This window comes from Emticicia soli (genome assembly GCF_037860775.1).
Lineage (GTDB): Bacteria > Bacteroidota > Bacteroidia > Cytophagales > Spirosomataceae > Emticicia > Emticicia soli.
In genome coordinates this window covers 372497-388502 of record NZ_JBBEWC010000005.1, presented here as the reverse complement: position 1 = coordinate 388502, position 16006 = coordinate 372497, and the positions used below count along the sequence as shown (strand labels likewise).

The following is a 16006-nucleotide window of genomic DNA, read 5'->3' as shown; positions in this document are numbered from 1 at the left end:
TGATATATCAAGCTATCTCCATCATTTTACTTTCCCAAACCTCATTAAGCTTTGCAAGCTCTGTTTTGGTTTGTTCGTATTCGATATTTGTTTTCTGCAATTTTGAGCTATCACCAAAAATCGTTGGGTCGGCCAGTTTTTCTTCCAAAAGCGATTTCTTTTTTTCTAGGTCTGATACTTTCGCCTCTATCTCTTCAATCTCACGCTCTAGCTTTTTAATCTGGTTTTGGTTTTTGGTATTGGTTTCTACCACCGGAGCCGGCTTTTCTTCTTTCTTAACAGCTACAGGCAAAGGCGCAGCAGTTGTTGGTCGATTAGCTTTGTTATCTTCTACCCAAGTTTCGTACTCATCATAAGTACCCGGATATTCCTTAATCTGGTGGTCTTCGATGTACCATATTTTATTGGCAACCTGGCTTACAAAGTGACGGTCGTGGGATACAACCACGTAAGTACCTTCGTATTGGTCAAGCGCCTGAATCAGGATATTTACCGATTGCATATCCAAGTGGTTGGTAGGCTCATCGAGTAGTAGAAAGTTCGCTTCTGAAATCAATACTTTTGCCAATGCCACACGTGATTTCTCACCTCCTGAAAGTACCTTGATTTTCTTGAAAACATCTTCGCCCTGAAACAAGAAACAACCAAGTACCATGCGTAACTCTTGCTCAGTTTTAGCCGAATCAGCGTATTTAAGTTCTTCCAACAAGGTTTCATCCATGTGCAAAGACTCTAACTGGTGCTGTGCAAAGAACGAGAAGTTTACATTATGACCCAGTTTGCGTTCGCCTTGTATTGGTTCTGAACCGGCAATGATTCTCAACAAAGTTGATTTACCCTTACCATTGGCACCAATCAATGCAATTTTATCGCCTCTTTCAATATTAATAGTCGTATTGTCCAGAATCACCTTTTCACCATAAGCTTTGCTTACGTTCTCCAAAGCCATTACATTACGCCCCGGATTAACACTAAACTTAAACTTGAAATGCACACGTGCATTGGCATCAATTACATCATCAATCAAATCAAGTTTATTCAATGCTTTTACACGAGACTGTACCTGACGAGACTTTGATGCTTTTGCTTTAAAGCGCTCAATAAAACGCTCAGTCTGACGAATCTGTGCCTGTTGGTTTTCAAAAGCACTCTTCTGGATTTCACTTCTCAGGGCTTTTTCTTCTACATAAAAAGAGTAATTGCCCGGATACGACCATAGCTTGTTTTGTGTTACTTCAACAGTTGTATTACAAACGTTGTCCAAGAACTCACGGTCGTGAGATACTACCACAACAGCGTTTTCGTAATTCACAATGTATTTTTCAACCCACTGAATCGACGGTAAGTCCAAGTGGTTGGTAGGCTCATCGAGCAATAGTAACGATGGTTTTTGCAAAAGCAATTTCGCCAGCATTACACGCATACGCCAACCTCCCGAAAACTCTTTCAGTGGTTTTTGTAATTCTTCTGTTCTAAAACCCAAACCTTCCAATATCTCCTCAGCTTTCGACTGAATAGTATATCCGCCAAGGTGGTCAAATTCTTCTTGCAGGTGGCCTAGTTTGTCAACCAGTTCGTCACGATAATTTACTTCCATTTCATGAAGTACTTTATCGATTTCGGTTTGCAGATAATTCTCACGCTCAAAAGCCTGCATGGCTACTGCCAGAATAGAATCATGGGTTTGGTACGAAAGCAAATCCTGATTCAAAAAGCCAATTGAACAATCACCGGCTTTTGAAATACTACCGCCATCGGCTTGGTATTCGCCTACAATTAGTCTTAAAAGGGTAGATTTACCCATTCCGTTCAAACCAATAAGGCCAATTCTGTCTTTAGGTTTAATCTGTAAATTCGCTCCATCAAAGATGGCTCTTCCACCAAAATAAAACGATAAGTTATTTATTGTTAACATTCAAATATGTTATTAAATCATCGGTTCGGCCGATGTTATTTTCTTTTGATATTTATGGTTCGTCAATATATCTTTTTAGAATCGGGCCGTAGCTATCAATTCTTCTGTCTCTCAAATAAGGCCACGTTGTTCGGTATTTCTCGGTCAAGGCAAGGTCTATTTCCTGCACGTGTACCTCTTCTTTATCGTGCGATGCCAGATAAAGCAAACTTCCGAACGGATTAGCCACAAAACTACCACCCCAGAATTTCTGGTCGGCTTCACGCCCTACCCTGTTTACCGATACCACGTGGACACCATTGGCAACGGCATGGCTGCGTTGAATCGTTTGCCAGGCATTGTATTGCTCAATGTTGGCTTCGTCCAATTTTTCGTTGGTATCCCAACCAATAGCGGTAGGAAAAAACAACACCTCAGCACCCATTAACGAGGTAATACGAGACGCCTCAGGGTACCATTGGTCCCAACAGATAAGCACACCGATTCTGGCAAATTTGGTATCAAAAACTTTATAACCTAAATCGCCCGGTGTAAAGTAGAATTTCTCATAATATCCCGGGTCGTCAGGAATATGCATTTTGCGGTATTTTCCTAAGTAAGAACCATCTGCGTCTATCACGGCAGTAGTGTTATGATACAGTCCGGCGGCACGTTTTTCGAACAAAGAGGCAATAATTACCACGTTGTGTTCTTTGGCTACTGCCGACAAGGTCATGGTAGTTGGCCCCGGAATAGCTTCGGCTAAACTGAAATTGTTGTGGTCTTCTACATCACAAAAGTAAAGAGAAGTAAATAACTCTTGCAGACATACAATGTTTGCGCCATTTTCTGCTGCTTTTTTTATACCTTCTATGGCTTTATTTATATTTTCTGCTACATCGGCCGAACAAGACATCTGCACAAGGCCAATCTTAACTTTTTTCATGCATTTTGCGTTCTGTGAACTGCAAAATTACGAAAAAAATATCAGAATATTTTAGTTAGAATAAGCAAAGCGCATGTTAAGAAAAATGCTGTGAGATATAATTGGTATGGATGAAGTGTAAATGTGAAGCAGTGCTTTGATTCGGTGAATAAATTCACCGGCTAAATTAACAAAGAAATTTTATTTTTAAGGCCGACTTGAGTCGGCCTTTTGCATAACTATTTTCTACTCAAAACTTCACCCCAAACCTCTCTCCTAACCCTTGTAAATCTTCTATTACCTTCTCGTTCAACGGAATCCCATCGGCTCTTCTGATTTTTTCTAGTTCTCTTTCAGGGTCTCCGGGAATTAACACTGGATTTCCGCTAACGTGTTTGGCTTCTCTGAAACGTTTAATCCAGGTGTCCATGCTCTCTTTAAATTCTTCTTTCGGACGGAAGCCATCTATGCGCATGGCACCTAAAAAGTGACCTGTACCTTTACCAACTTGCTCGGCAGCTACGCCATGAAAACCAGCCGTTGCAAAGGGTGGCACCCAAGGACCAAAATTTGCGCCAGACAAAACACCCGAAAAAATATCAACAATAGCACCCAAACCATAACCTTTATGGCTGCCATGTTCACGGTCTCCGCCTAATGGCAACAATCCACCACCGTTTTTAATAGCGTTTGAATCATCTGTTGCTCCACCTTCAGCATTTTGTACCCAGCCAATAGGCGCAGGCAAACCTTTGCGTTGTAGTATCTCTAATTTGCCATAGGCTACAGCAGTAGTAGCAAAATCGGCAACAAAAGGCGGTTGCTTACCCGCCGGTACCGATACCGCAATCGGGTTTGTGCCCAACATTTTTTCGGTAGCAAAAGTAGGTACAACCAAAGGTGCTGCGTTGGTCATGGCCCAACCAATCATATCGTTTTGAAGGGCAAGCATTGAGTGATAACCTGCAATACCAAAGTGATTAGAGTTTTGAACCGAAATCCAGCCGGAGCCATATTTTTTTGCCTTCTTCATGGCTACTTTCATGGCAAATGGCGCAACTACTAATCCCAAACCTTTATCGCCATCAATCACCGCAGTTGAAGGTGTTTCATGTACAATTTTGATTTCCGGTGTTGGGTTCAAACGTCCGTTATCATATAACCTTACATAACCTGCCAAGCGAGCCGTTCCATGAGAATCTACTCCTCTCAAATCGGCTGACACTAATACGTCTGCGGCCAGTTTTGCATCTTTGGTAGAGCAGCCAATGGCTGTGAATATTTTTTCTGTAAAACTTCTTAATCGTTTCTCTGTAATCATCTTTTCAATGGAATTGTGAATCAAATAATCTTCACAGGTAGCGATTGCTACACGAAAGATTGTCTAATCATTATTTTTTCAGCAAAGGAAAATAAAAAACGGCAAACCCAATATTTTTTATTAAAATTGTCGTCAGAAATAGATAAATTTTACGCAATAAAAATCGTTATTAAAGCGAACCGGGCGTCGGTCGCTTGAGTCCGTATAACTAAATAAAAAATACCTTTGTTAAATTAGACGGCGAATTCTATTCGCTGTTTCTTCGACAAAACCATCTGTATTTAAACCTATTTATTATGAAAAAATCAGTTTATAGAAGCTTTCCTTTTTTAATTCTGCTACTCGGCATGAGAATCTATGTTTTCTCACAGAATCAGGTTCGAGTAGAAGCAGAAAACCAGCATATTACCGTATTTTTGAATCGTGCACAGATTGATGCCAAAGTAAGAGCTACTGTACTAACAGGCACAAGCAAGCTGATTATCAGCAATGTAGCTTCTACTATTGACCCTAACAGTATTCAGGTAGGTGGCAAAGGCGATGTGGTAATAATGGGCGTAAAATTTAAGCATAATTATCTAGGCAATAAAAAGCGGAATGTACTGGAAGATTCTATCAGAATAACCAGAACTGAGGTTGAAACCCTTGATATGCTAGTAAAAGTAGCCGACAACGAGCGCAATATGTTAATGGCGAACGCCAGCATCAAAAACGAAAAAGATGGCGTAACACCAGAGGATTTAAAGGAAATGCTCGATTTTTTCCGTACCAAACTTACTGAAATAGGCACTCGCCAGATGCAGCTGGCTCGCCAGTCGAAAGAAGCGAACGATAAATTGGCTCGCTTGCAAAGTCAACTCAATTCGCAAGGTGGAAACCTTAACCAACCAGCCGGAGAAATTGAATTAACCGTTTCAGCAAAAGCTAATTCAACTTTAGAGATTAATCTCAGTTATGTTGCGCATGCAGCAGGTTGGTCGCCGATTTATGACATAAGAGCCAAAGATGTACGCAGCGATATAGCACTTGCCTACCGTGCCAATGTATTCCAAAACACAGGCATCGACTGGAAGAATGTAAGACTTACGCTCTCAACTTCGAATCCATCAGAAGGGGGTACAAAACCTGAGGTACTCGCACAATATGTAAGTGTTTATGAACCAAGACCTATTGTTGCAAGAGGAAGAGGCGACTATAATGGTACATTAGATGGAAAAGCATTATATAGTTCTCCTGCTCCACCAGAAGCTAAAATGGAGGAAAGTATAGTATCAACCGCCGATTTTGTAAATACAATTCAAACTACCTTAGCGGTAAACTTTGATATTTCGGTGCCTTACACAGTTATTTCGGGTGGCAATCCTGAAATGGTGGATATTCAGAATTTCAACTTACCTGCTACTTATAAGTATTATGCTGTGCCTAAATACGATAAAGATGCTTTTTTAACAGCAATTATTACCGATTGGGAAAAGTATAATTTGCTTCCGGGCATTGCTAATATTTATTTCGAAGGCACTTTTGTTGGTACCTCAAACATTGGTAACAGCGATACGAAAGACTCTTTATTGATTTCGTTGGGTCGTGATAAGAAAATCATAACCAAACGTGAAACAATAGCAGAATATAAATCAAGAAGAAACATTGGTTCTAATGTAAGAGAATCGTTCGGATACAGAATTACACTCAGAAACACCAAAAGCGAGCCGATTACTATTGTTGTTGAAGACCAGATACCTATCTCGCAAGATAGTAGAATTGAGGTTGAGGCCGAGGATATTCAAGGGGCTGAGTATAACAAAGAAACCGGAAAGCTCATCTGGCGCTTGACACTACAACCGCTTGATAACAAAGAATTGATTTTGAAGTATAACGTAAAATATCCGAAAGGAAAAAATATACAGGGTTTATAAAATTAATTTAACTAGTCTGCGAACTGACAGTTCGCACCACACGAAAGATGAATTTAGAAAAAATCTGTCAAGAGGTAATTCTGGTAGCACAAGAAGCAGGACAATTTATAGCCGCAGAGGCAAAGAAGTTCAGTACCGCATCGGTTGAATACAAAGCAGTAAACAACGTGGTATCGTACGTTGATAAAGAAACCGAAAAACTGATTGTCAGCAGATTGGAGCAAATATTGCCCGAGGCTGGATTTATAACCGAAGAAGGAACAGTTGAAACCAAAGACCAGAACGGCCTTAACTGGATTATTGACCCGCTCGACGGAACAGCCAATTTTATACACAGTTTGCCTAATTATTCGGTAAGCCTAGCTTTGGCGCAAGGCAAAGATGTATTGGTGGGTGTAATTTATAATGTGTGTACGCAAGAGACTTTTTCGGCCACTAAAGGTGGCGGCGCATTCAGAAATGGCGAGAAAATCAGCGTTTCGGCAAATAAGCATCTAGGCGAAAGTCTGTTAGCTACGGGTTTCCCTTATTATAAATTTGATAATCAGTATAAGTACTTGAAAATACTGGAATCGCTGATGCAAAAGACACATGGCTTGCGCAGAATGGGCTCAGCAGCAATCGATTTGGCTTACGTAGCGTGTGGCTATTTCGACGGCTTCTATGAATACAACCTCAACTCATGGGACATGGCCGCAGGGATTTTGCTCATCACAGAGGCAGGCGGTGTAGCCACCGATTTTTCAGGCACTGACGAGCACCTTTTCCGTGGCGACGTAGTAGCAGGCTCAGCCGTTCACACCGAGCTTCTTGCAGAGATACAGAAGTTTTGGATTTAGTGATTTTGTCTGAACTTTGATTTACCTGATTGTATTGATTGAACTGATTTGAATTTTACAATTTGATGAATCATTTATTTCATTTGATTAAATCATACAAATCAGGTGAATCAGGTAAATCAAAGTTCAGACAAAATCACCACAGCGGCGGCCGCTCATTCACAAATCACTCATTCACTAAATTTCGTAACCTTCTTATGAACCTCGAACAATTAAAGTACCCAATTGGTGATTTTGTATATGGCAAACAATATACATTAGGCGATACCAAAGCACATATTCAGGTCTTAGATAAGTTTCCTGCAAGATTAAAAGCACTTACTGCTAAGCTAAACGAAGCGGAACTAGCCACACCTTATCGTCCGGGAGGTTGGACGGTCCGTCAGGTAGTACATCACCTTGCCGATAGCCATATTAATATGTTTACCCGCATAAGATTTGCGCTAACTGAACAAAATCCGCCAATAAAAGGTTATGATGAAGCAGCGTGGGCTGAATTACCCGACCATAGTTTGCCCATTAAACCATCGTTACAGATTGTGGAGGGCGTGCATAAGCGGATGGTATATTTATTCAAAAGTCTTGATAAAGAAGGTTTAAAAAAGACTTATTACCACGGCGGGTATCAGAAATCTTTCGAGATTCAGGAGGTTATCGCTTTGTATGCCTGGCATTCAGAGCACCATTATCAACATATTTTACAAGCTTTAGGAAGAAGATGATAGAAAATATTGTAATCGGAGCGGTTTTCTTGGGGGCATTGGCCTATCTGGGTAATATGGTACGAAAACAATTCATAGCCAAAAACAACGCAGGATGCGCCAAAGGCTGTGGTACTTGTCAGGTCGATATGTCAAAATTCCCTACCCTAAAAGAGCAGTAAGCTGCTTTTACAATAGGGAATTTACTATTTCTTGCTCTATTGGGCTACTTACATAGGTGTAAAAGTAGCCTCGTCAATAATTTTGTGTGCGTGCTCTTTGCCCAGATATTTATCTATCAGATTATGCGCCAGATAAATAACAGGTGTTAACAACACCGCCACGGCAAATTTATAGATATAGTTGTTTGTACCTGTTGTAAATACTTCTGTCAGCGTCCAGTTATTAAATACATAGAACGCTATAAATACTACCACATAGCTATCTATCAACTGCGAAACAACGGTAGACCCCGTTGCTCTTAACCAAATCATTTTGTTGTTGGTATATCTTCGTAACCAATGAAACACCGTAGCATCCAGAATCTGCCCCACAAGAAAGGCCGTGATTGAGCCGAGAATAATACCCAAGCCTTGTCGGAAAATAATTTTATAGGCATCATTTATATTTAACGGATTACCCGATAAGTCTTTATTATTATGGTTCACCCAAAATTCAGCAGGCATAACAATGGTTGAAAGGTAGATAATAATAAAGGCATAGGCAATCAAGATAGCCGTGAGGTATGAAATCTTACGCACGCCACTTTTGCCAAAATACTCATTAATAATATCAGAAGTAATAAATACAAAAGGCCAGTTTAGCACTCCGGCCGACATATTGAAGTCGAATTTCTGTCCGAAAAGTGGTAATTGCATGGGAGCTATGCCCAATGTTTGCTCAACCGAAAAGATTTTTGAGCCTATTATTTCGGCTACAACGGCATTGGTCAGAAAAATACCGCACAAGATAATGTAAAGCGTTTGTTTCTTTGAATTAATAGATTCGGTGTTAGCCATGAGGGAAATTTGTGAATTAGTGATTATAGATATCTCATTAAGCTTAAAGAAATTAACGTCCTCTAAAATATGCTGTATGTGGGTAGAGACAGGGCAATGCCCTGTCTCTACGAGTACGATTCAGTTTATTTCTTAAATCTTAAATTCATATAGTTGGTTTTACCCGAAAAATTACTTTTCTAAAATTAGCCTTAAATCTCTTTTCCTCAAATATTTCTTCGCTTTTTATTGGCTATCTAGGCTATTTTTAATGAAGTTGTTTAGTGTTTTAATTTCTGTTTAAAAATAGGGGCGTTTTGAGCGAGACAACTTCAATATTCCGACAAAATAAAAATCCCAAACAAAACATAGTCTGTTTGGGATTTTTAGCTTTATATATAGGCAATTAAGCTTTCTTTTTCTTGCCTTTTGTTGCTTTTACTTCTACTGCAGGCGTTGCAGGAACTTTCGCTTTCAAATCGCTGATACCTTTTTCGATACCATCTTTGAAGAACGGATAGATACCATCGCCGTCACCAAGGCTTTGCGCTTTTTGTGCAAAAACCAAAGCTTCTGCTGGTTTGCCTAATTTATCAAGGATTTGCGCTTTTACCCAGTTGTTACGGAAGTTTTCACGTAGGGCTAAAGATTTGTCAACCAAAGTTAATGCTTTGTTTAAATCTGTGCCTTTTTGTAGCATAAACTCAGCCGCTTGTTGGAATGCCGCCGAAGCTTCGTTGTTTTTTTGCGCTACTACGTTTTCTATAGATGCCATGTTATCAACACCGATAGCTAAAGAAACTTTAGTTTTTTCCCATGAGATATTCAATTTTGCAGCATCGTCTTTAATATCAGAAAAATCGATTGTAAACGATTCTACAGTTGGTACAGCTTGTGGAGTAGCAGTTACACGCAATACATCGTTCGATTGGTTGTAGCTTTGCTCCGAAACATTAAGGTCTTTGCTGAAAATAACTGTCCAGCTAGATGCCGAAGGAATAGACATGATAGCATATTTACCGGCTTTCAAGGTTTGGCCTTGCACGGTAATATCGCCAGTTGTTTCGATTTTTGTAGAGGCATTTGCACCTGTACGATATACTTTGTCAAAAGGGATAAGTTTTCCGAAAACTTCACGACCTTTTACTGACGGACGAGAATAGTCTACTGAAATTTTGGTTGTACCAACTACCTGAGAAACCGTTGCAGCCGGACTTGGTGCCGGAGCAAACTGAGCAAAAGTGTAAGTTGCTGACAATAAACAACTTACAACAAGACATGTAATTTTTTTCATTTAATTGTGACTTTCGTTGTTTTAATAAACTAATTTTCGACGCAAATTAATAATAAATATTGAAGTATGCACCGAAAAAAAATACTTGAGTTGCTTAATAGCCATGTTGGACACGACCAGAACGAACAAAAAATGACCCAACGCACAATAGCATTTGTGAATGACTATACAAATTGCTTTGACAGGGAACTTCTGATTGGACACATTACTGGTTCGGCGTGGATTTTAGATAAATCAGGACAGTTTGTATTGCTAACGCATCATCGTAAACTAAACAGATGGTTTCAGCCCGGCGGTCATTGTGATGGTGATTGTGATGTAATGAATGTTGCCTTAAAGGAAGCCATAGAAGAAACAGGTGTAAGCGAAATTGAACTGGTAAACGAAGGTATTTTTGATATTGATATTCATACTATACCAGAGCGCAAAGGAGTACCCGAACATTTACATTATGATATTCGCTTTTTGTTTAGAGCTGATAAAGATTTGCCTCTGCTGATTACCGAAGAATCAAACGATTTAGGTTGGATTGAACTAAGCAAAGTAGAGGAATTAAATAGTGAAGAGTCGATGATGAGAATGGTTAGAAAAACCCTTATACCCGCATGAAAGTTACAGGATTTACCATAGTGCGTAATGCCATCAAATACGATTATCCTGCCGTTGAGGCTATTACTTCGGTATTGCCTTTGTGTGATGAATTTGTGGTAGCAGTAGGCAAGTCGGAAGATGATACCTTGGCATTGATTCAATCAATTGATTCAGATAAAATCAGAATTATTGAAACCGTTTGGGATGATTCATTAAAAACAGGTGGCAGGGTTCTGGCTGTTGAAACCGATAAAGCCATTGCTGCCATAAGCAACGATACTACCTGGGCTTTCTACATTCAGTGCGATGAAGTGGTGCATGAGCAATATTACCCTGCAATCAGACAAGCCATGCAGCAATATGAAAAAGATATGGCCGTAGAAGGCTTGCTCTTTAAATATACCCATTTCTATGGCTCGTATAACTACATTGCTGACTCAAGAAAATGGTATCGGAATGAGATAAGAGTTTTCAGACATACTAAAAATGTAGCCTCATACCGTGATGCGCAGGGTTTCAGAAAACTTGATAATACCAAGCTACACGTAAAACCGATTGATGCCTATATTTATCATTATGGTTGGGTAAAACCTCCTAAAAAAATGGCAGAGAAAATTCGTGGATTTATTGCGCTATGGCACTCACAAGAAGAAATAGACAAGATTCAGCCCGAAAACACAGATTTTGATTATTCAAAAATAGATTCGCTGCGCATTTTCAGTGGCACTCACCCAAGCGTGATGCAAAAACGTATTGAAGCGGCAAGTTGGAACTTTGAGTTTAATGTGGCCGAGAAGAAATATAGCACTAAAAACAAGATTCTGTTTTTTATAGAAAAACTTACAGGTTGGAGAATTGGGGAGTATAAGAATTATAAGGTTTTGTAGGTGATTAGCTCTAAGCTCGAACAAAGTATTTTATAATCTTTGGTAAAATGAAAAAACTTCTTGAAAGAACTTACTTAGCAAATTGGGTTGCATTTGTTATATCGTCCATACTCATATTTATTATAATGTATCAAGACGAATCTGGTTTAGGAGGCTGGGTACTATTCTTTTTGGTTTTCATTCCTGTATATTATTTAGCGGTTCAGCCTGTTTTTTACTTTCTTAACTATAAAACCGATTCAGAAAAGTATTATAAAGAAATAGCTAGAAACCTATTAATCTGTAATATTCTATTCCATTTATTATTAGTTTATCTGATTGTAATATTAATTTAGCTATTTATACCCTAATTTAATAAGCGAATGTTTTTTATAAAATTAATGCTCACAGTCAATGTCATAAACTTTTGGGTTATTTTCTTATTCTGTTTTATCAGGAAAAATCATATTGAAAGTTTCTTTCCTTTTAAACTATTAGCCGGATTGAACTTAATAATGCTTATTATTTTGCTTTCATTACAACGAAATTACACATCGAATTCAAAACCTACGGTTATAGCTCTTTATATGCTCTATTATTTACCATCTGTATTTTGCTTTATTTTGGCGTTATTCATTTTGTTAAATATTATTTGATTAACCTAAATCAAGTTGATGACACAGATACAACAAAACCCCGAAATCGCAAGAGTTTTACAATTTTCGGGGTTTTGCTTTTAAGCGACACATAATAATAGACTCTCTTAATTCCTAGCCACTTTAGTAGTAAAATTCAGGTTTTCAGAAGTCACTTTTAGAATATAATTTGTTTGCCAATAGTCAATTTTTGTTGGTAGTATAATATTTTTATCCGTAGTTGTCAGCGACCAGATAGTTTTACCTGTCATATCTACCAGTTTATAATCAAAGTTTGTTCCGGCATCGTCTTTCAATACCCACACTTTCATAGGGTCGGTTTGGCTATTTGCTGGATTCGGAAATACGACTACGTCTTTCCCTTGTTTTTTGAGATTAGCTATGAATTTATCTAATTCAGCTATTTCAGAGGCCTTTTCAAAATCAGGAATGCCAAAGCCTATCCTATCGTCAGGATTTTCGTATTGGCTAGCCGAGCGAATCAGGTAATCTCTGACCTGCATATTGGTTAACTCAGGAAAAGCCTGCCAGAACCCAGTAGCAAAGCCCGCCAATAATGGCGAAGCATAAGAAGTACCATTGCCGTAACTCGTTACATTATTTGGTGTGCCCAACAGCGTACCAAAACCCTGGGCTGCAAGTTCAGGCTTAATTCTGCCATCGCCCGAAGGGCCATAAGAACTAAAACCAGCTACTACCCTATTGCTACCCACTGCACCTACCGCAATTATTGAGTCGGCATCGGCAGGCGTACCTATATATTTCCAAGAATCATCGCCTTCATTGCCAGCAGAGGCAACTACTAATATACCCGCCTGCGCTGCCCAGTCGGCTGCTCTTGTAGCTAAGGCATAATCACCATTTAAATCTGAATATTTGTAGTTTTGCGCAGGGTTATCGAATGTTGTATAACCTAATGATGTGTTGATTACATCAACGCCCACGCTATCAGCCATTTCAGCACCAAAAAGCCAATTGGCTTCTTCTCGTTTGGTTTCAGAAGAAGTATCTTCTGTACGCAGCAATAAATAGCTGGCTTTATAGGCTGTGCCTACTATACGGCCACTTTCGTAAGCAGCCATGCACGACAATACATTTGTGCCATGCGAGTGGTCATTGTATACGTTCAGTTCACTGGCAACAAAATCGTAAGTGCCTACTACTCTTTTTTCGGCAAATAAATCTTTAAAAAAGCTCAGCTTATCGGCATTCAAAAAACCTGAATCTAATACACCAATCAGCATTCCTTCGCCTCTGAAACCTTTCTGGTGCATTTTGTCGGCACCGAGCATAGCCAATTGTGTTGCAGAGAGGCCATTATCAAAGAGGTCTCCCTCTTCTATACCAAATTTATTTCTTGGTGCAGAAGATTCAAGCACTACATTGGTACGGGCATTTCTGATGTCTCCGGCTCCTTCAAGACCCTTTACAAAGGGCAATTGTAGTATTTTATTTAAAGTAGCGGCATCGGTCTGAACCAAAGCAGCATTGAGCCAGCGAGACTTATATAAGATTTTTGCACCGGTTTTACTTATTTCTGCCAGATACGAAACATTAGGTGGTAGGTCTCGCTCTGTAATAGCTATCTTTTGCTTAGCTCGGCGCTGAATAGAACGCTCTGATAGAAACTGTTTTGGATTTGAAACAGCATACGTAGAGTTGGCTTTGTCTTTAAACACAACCAGATACTGGTTCTGAGCAAAGGCAGAGAATTGGCACAACAGAACAAAAAAAACAAGTAAATTCTTCTTCATATATTATCCCGGTAAATACTTCAAATATAACGCCCCCAAGCGACATTTGTTATTAATGCATAAAAAAAGTGCTTCGATTCTGATTGAGCGAAGCACTTTTAAACAATTCAATAAATTCAGGATAATATCCTGCCCTTACTGCTTAAAACTCTTCAATATCCAGCCACCGCCTACTACGTCGTCGCCTTCGTAGAAAACAGCTGCCTGGCCTGGGGCAATGCCTGTTACAGGCTCGTGGAAAATGACTTTCATTTTTGCGCCTTCTTGTACAATTTCAGCAGGCGTACCTTCGTGTTTGTAACGTACTTTGGTTACTGTTTCCAACGGACGGTCTATCAGGTTTTCGTATTTCTGCATTACCAGTTTGCCTACCATCATGCCATCACGCTCTAAGTCTTTTTCTTCGCCCAACACTACCTCGTTGGTATCTTTTCTGATTTCGGTTACAAAAACAGGTTTACCTAATGCAATACCCAAACCTTTGCGTTGGCCGATGGTATAGAACGGATAGCCTTCGTGCTGACCAACCACTTTGCCATCTTGCATCACAAAGTTTCCGCCTCTTACTCTATCTTCCAGCCCTTCAACTCTGCGTTTCAAGAAACCACGATAATCGTTATCAGGCACAAAGCATATTTCGTATGATTCCGACTTATTCACCAAATCATAAAAACCTTTTTCGGTAGCCATTGCTCTGATTTCTGTTTTTTTCAGATGCCCCAAAGGTAGTTTAGTACGCCCAAGGCTTTCTTGAGATACGCCCCATAACACATAGCTTTGGTCTTTCCATGTATCTATACCTTTCGAAATGATGTGGCGCCCGTTTTCTTGTCTTATGTTGGCATAGTGGCCTGTGGCTATAAACTCACAGTCTAGTTTATCGGCTCTGCGTAGTAGGGCATCCCACTTGATGTGCGTATTACATAATACACATGGGTTGGGTGTGCGTCCTTCCAGATACTCGCCTGTAAAATGGTCTATTACGTAATCACCAAATTCGTTTCTGATGTCCAGAATATAATGCGGAAAGCCTAAACTAACGGCTATGTTACGGGCATCGTTGATAGAATCGAGGCTACAGCAGCCCGTTTCTTTTTTGTTTCCGCCTGACGAAGCGTAATCCCATGTTTTCATGGTCATACCAATTACTTCGTATCCTTGCTCATGAAGAAGGACAGCCGCAAGAGAGCTATCGATGCCGCCACTCATGGCGACCAAAATTCGTCCGTGTTTACTCATTGATTTAACTGCCGTAGATTCAAAGTCTACCGTTTTGGAGTATGCTTGCGCACACTCGCTGTGAATTAATATGCAAAATTAGTGAACAGAATTTGATTCTGAATAGTTCTGAACTAATTTTGAAGTTTGATTGACAATAATAATTTCAGAATGGCACTAGAAACACTCGTTAAAGTAAGTAATATCACCAATTTATCAGATGCACGCTATTGTGCGGGCATGGGCGTTGAATTAGTTGGTTTTGTGATGGATAAATTTTCTGATGATTATACACCACCTGAAAAGTTGAAAGAAATCAAATCGTGGTTGGCAGGTGTTCAGATTGTTGGCGAAACAGATGCTTCTGATTATGATGAAATTGCTGCACTATTACAAAGTTACGAAATAGATATACTGCAAATCTCAGACCCTACGCTATTGCCTAAAATAAATACGCTAGGTAAACCCATTATTCTGAAACTTGATGCCGAAAGTACTTATCTGGAAGATTACCTCAAGAATTATAATACATTCGTTGAGTATTTTCTGATTGACGGAAAAGAGCTAAGCGATTTCTTTTTGTATCATCTGAAAGAATACGCTGCTGATAGCGCCGTAATTTTAGGCTTTGGCATTACCCCAGAAAATGTGCATCAGCTTTTAGCCGAAACTCCAATAAAAGGCATTGCCTTGAAGGGTTCACACGAAATACGCCCCGGATATAAAGATTATGAAGAACTGAGCGATATACTGGAGCAATTAGATGTGGATTGAGCCTAATGCTTCATAAGCTACTCTACTCAACCATATAATAAACTGATAATCAATAATTTATTTTCGTAGTCATCAACTTTTTGGCTTATATTTGGTAAGCAAACAGTTGATGACTATTTAATTGAAAGGGGAATTTTAAGATACGATATTCGCAAATCGTCACACAATTTATCCCTTTGACATTAAAATTTTCCATTCATGTAGTTTGCTATACATAGTACCGTTTTTTGCCCATATCTTTGTTTCATCAATCACACAATAA

General features: G+C 39.4%; 14 protein-coding genes. 7 read left to right on the top strand and 7 right to left on the bottom strand.

The genetic code is table 11. The features are described from left to right. Positions 1-7 precede the first annotated feature (7 nt). The 3 genes from WAE64_RS09625 to WAE64_RS09615 form a co-directional block, all read right to left on the bottom strand. Positions 8-1915 carry an ABC-F family ATP-binding cassette domain-containing protein gene (locus WAE64_RS09625; RefSeq protein WP_340236149.1) on the bottom strand — a complete coding sequence of 636 codons (1908 nt, stop codon included), beginning with the start codon at positions 1913-1915 and terminating at the stop codon, positions 8-10. Positions 1916-1967: 52 nt separating this feature from the next. Further along, positions 1968-2840 carry a carbon-nitrogen hydrolase gene (locus WAE64_RS09620; protein WP_340236148.1) on the bottom strand — a complete coding sequence of 291 codons (873 nt, stop codon included), beginning with the start codon at positions 2838-2840 and terminating at the stop codon, positions 1968-1970. 229 nt (positions 2841-3069) lie between these two features. Next, positions 3070-4140 (bottom strand): Ldh family oxidoreductase, encoded by a 1071-nt coding sequence (locus WAE64_RS09615; RefSeq protein ID WP_340236147.1) that lies wholly within the window; start codon positions 4138-4140, stop codon positions 3070-3072. A 296-nt stretch (positions 4141-4436) separates the two neighbouring features. On the opposite strand from WAE64_RS09615, the gene WAE64_RS09610 reads away from it, so the two are divergent. From WAE64_RS09610 to WAE64_RS09595, 4 genes are all read left to right on the top strand, one after another. After that, entirely contained in the window at positions 4437-6053 is a 1617-nt protein-coding gene (locus WAE64_RS09610; RefSeq protein WP_340236146.1) for a DUF4139 domain-containing protein, read from the top strand. A 47-nt stretch (positions 6054-6100) separates the two neighbouring features. Then, complete coding sequence (locus WAE64_RS09605) at positions 6101-6892, top strand: inositol monophosphatase family protein (protein WP_340236145.1); 792 nt, start codon at positions 6101-6103, stop codon at positions 6890-6892. A 197-nt stretch (positions 6893-7089) separates the two neighbouring features. Beyond that, positions 7090-7614 carry a YfiT family bacillithiol transferase gene (locus WAE64_RS09600; protein WP_340236144.1) on the top strand — a complete coding sequence of 175 codons (525 nt, stop codon included), beginning with the start codon at positions 7090-7092 and terminating at the stop codon, positions 7612-7614. Further along, positions 7611-7775, top strand: coding sequence for a FeoB-associated Cys-rich membrane protein (locus WAE64_RS09595; protein ID WP_340236143.1), 165 nt, complete (start codon positions 7611-7613; stop codon positions 7773-7775). Before WAE64_RS09600 ends, WAE64_RS09595 begins: the two co-directional genes overlap by 4 nt. A 48-nt stretch (positions 7776-7823) precedes the next feature. Here the strand turns inward: WAE64_RS09595 and WAE64_RS09590 are convergent, their stop codons facing one another. Then, the gene (locus tag WAE64_RS09590; RefSeq protein WP_340236142.1) at positions 7824-8612 is read right to left on the bottom strand and encodes a queuosine precursor transporter; all 789 of its coding nucleotides are present in this window, start codon (positions 8610-8612) and stop codon (positions 7824-7826) included. 385 nt (positions 8613-8997) lie between these two features. Further along, positions 8998-9885: a DUF2911 domain-containing protein gene (locus WAE64_RS09585; protein WP_340236141.1), complete on the bottom strand. Its 888-nt coding sequence runs from the start codon at positions 9883-9885 to the stop codon at positions 8998-9000. 66 nt (positions 9886-9951) lie between these two features. Between WAE64_RS09585 and WAE64_RS09580 the strand changes: the two genes are divergently transcribed. Both WAE64_RS09580 and WAE64_RS09575 read left to right on the top strand, forming a co-directional pair. Further along, entirely contained in the window at positions 9952-10494 is a 543-nt protein-coding gene (locus tag WAE64_RS09580) for an NUDIX hydrolase (RefSeq protein ID WP_340236140.1), read from the top strand. Then, positions 10491-11363 carry a glycosyltransferase family protein gene (locus WAE64_RS09575; protein WP_340236139.1) on the top strand — a complete coding sequence of 291 codons (873 nt, stop codon included), beginning with the start codon at positions 10491-10493 and terminating at the stop codon, positions 11361-11363. Before WAE64_RS09580 ends, WAE64_RS09575 begins: the two co-directional genes overlap by 4 nt. Before the next feature lie 742 nt (positions 11364-12105). On the opposite strand, the gene WAE64_RS09570 is transcribed toward WAE64_RS09575, so the two are convergent. Together WAE64_RS09570 and mnmA are read right to left on the bottom strand one after the other, a co-directional pair. Continuing rightward, positions 12106-13752, bottom strand: coding sequence for a S8 family serine peptidase (locus WAE64_RS09570; RefSeq protein WP_340236138.1), 1647 nt, complete (start codon positions 13750-13752; stop codon positions 12106-12108). Between the two features lie 135 nt (positions 13753-13887). Next, on the bottom strand, positions 13888-14991 hold the full coding sequence (gene mnmA / locus WAE64_RS09565; RefSeq protein ID WP_340236137.1) for a tRNA 2-thiouridine(34) synthase MnmA: 1104 nt from the start codon (positions 14989-14991) through the stop codon (positions 13888-13890). 150 nt (positions 14992-15141) lie between these two features. On the opposite strand from mnmA, the gene trpF reads away from it, so the two are divergent. After that, entirely contained in the window at positions 15142-15744 is a 603-nt protein-coding gene (trpF, locus tag WAE64_RS09560; protein ID WP_340236136.1) for a phosphoribosylanthranilate isomerase, read from the top strand. Positions 15745-16006 lie beyond the last annotated feature (262 nt).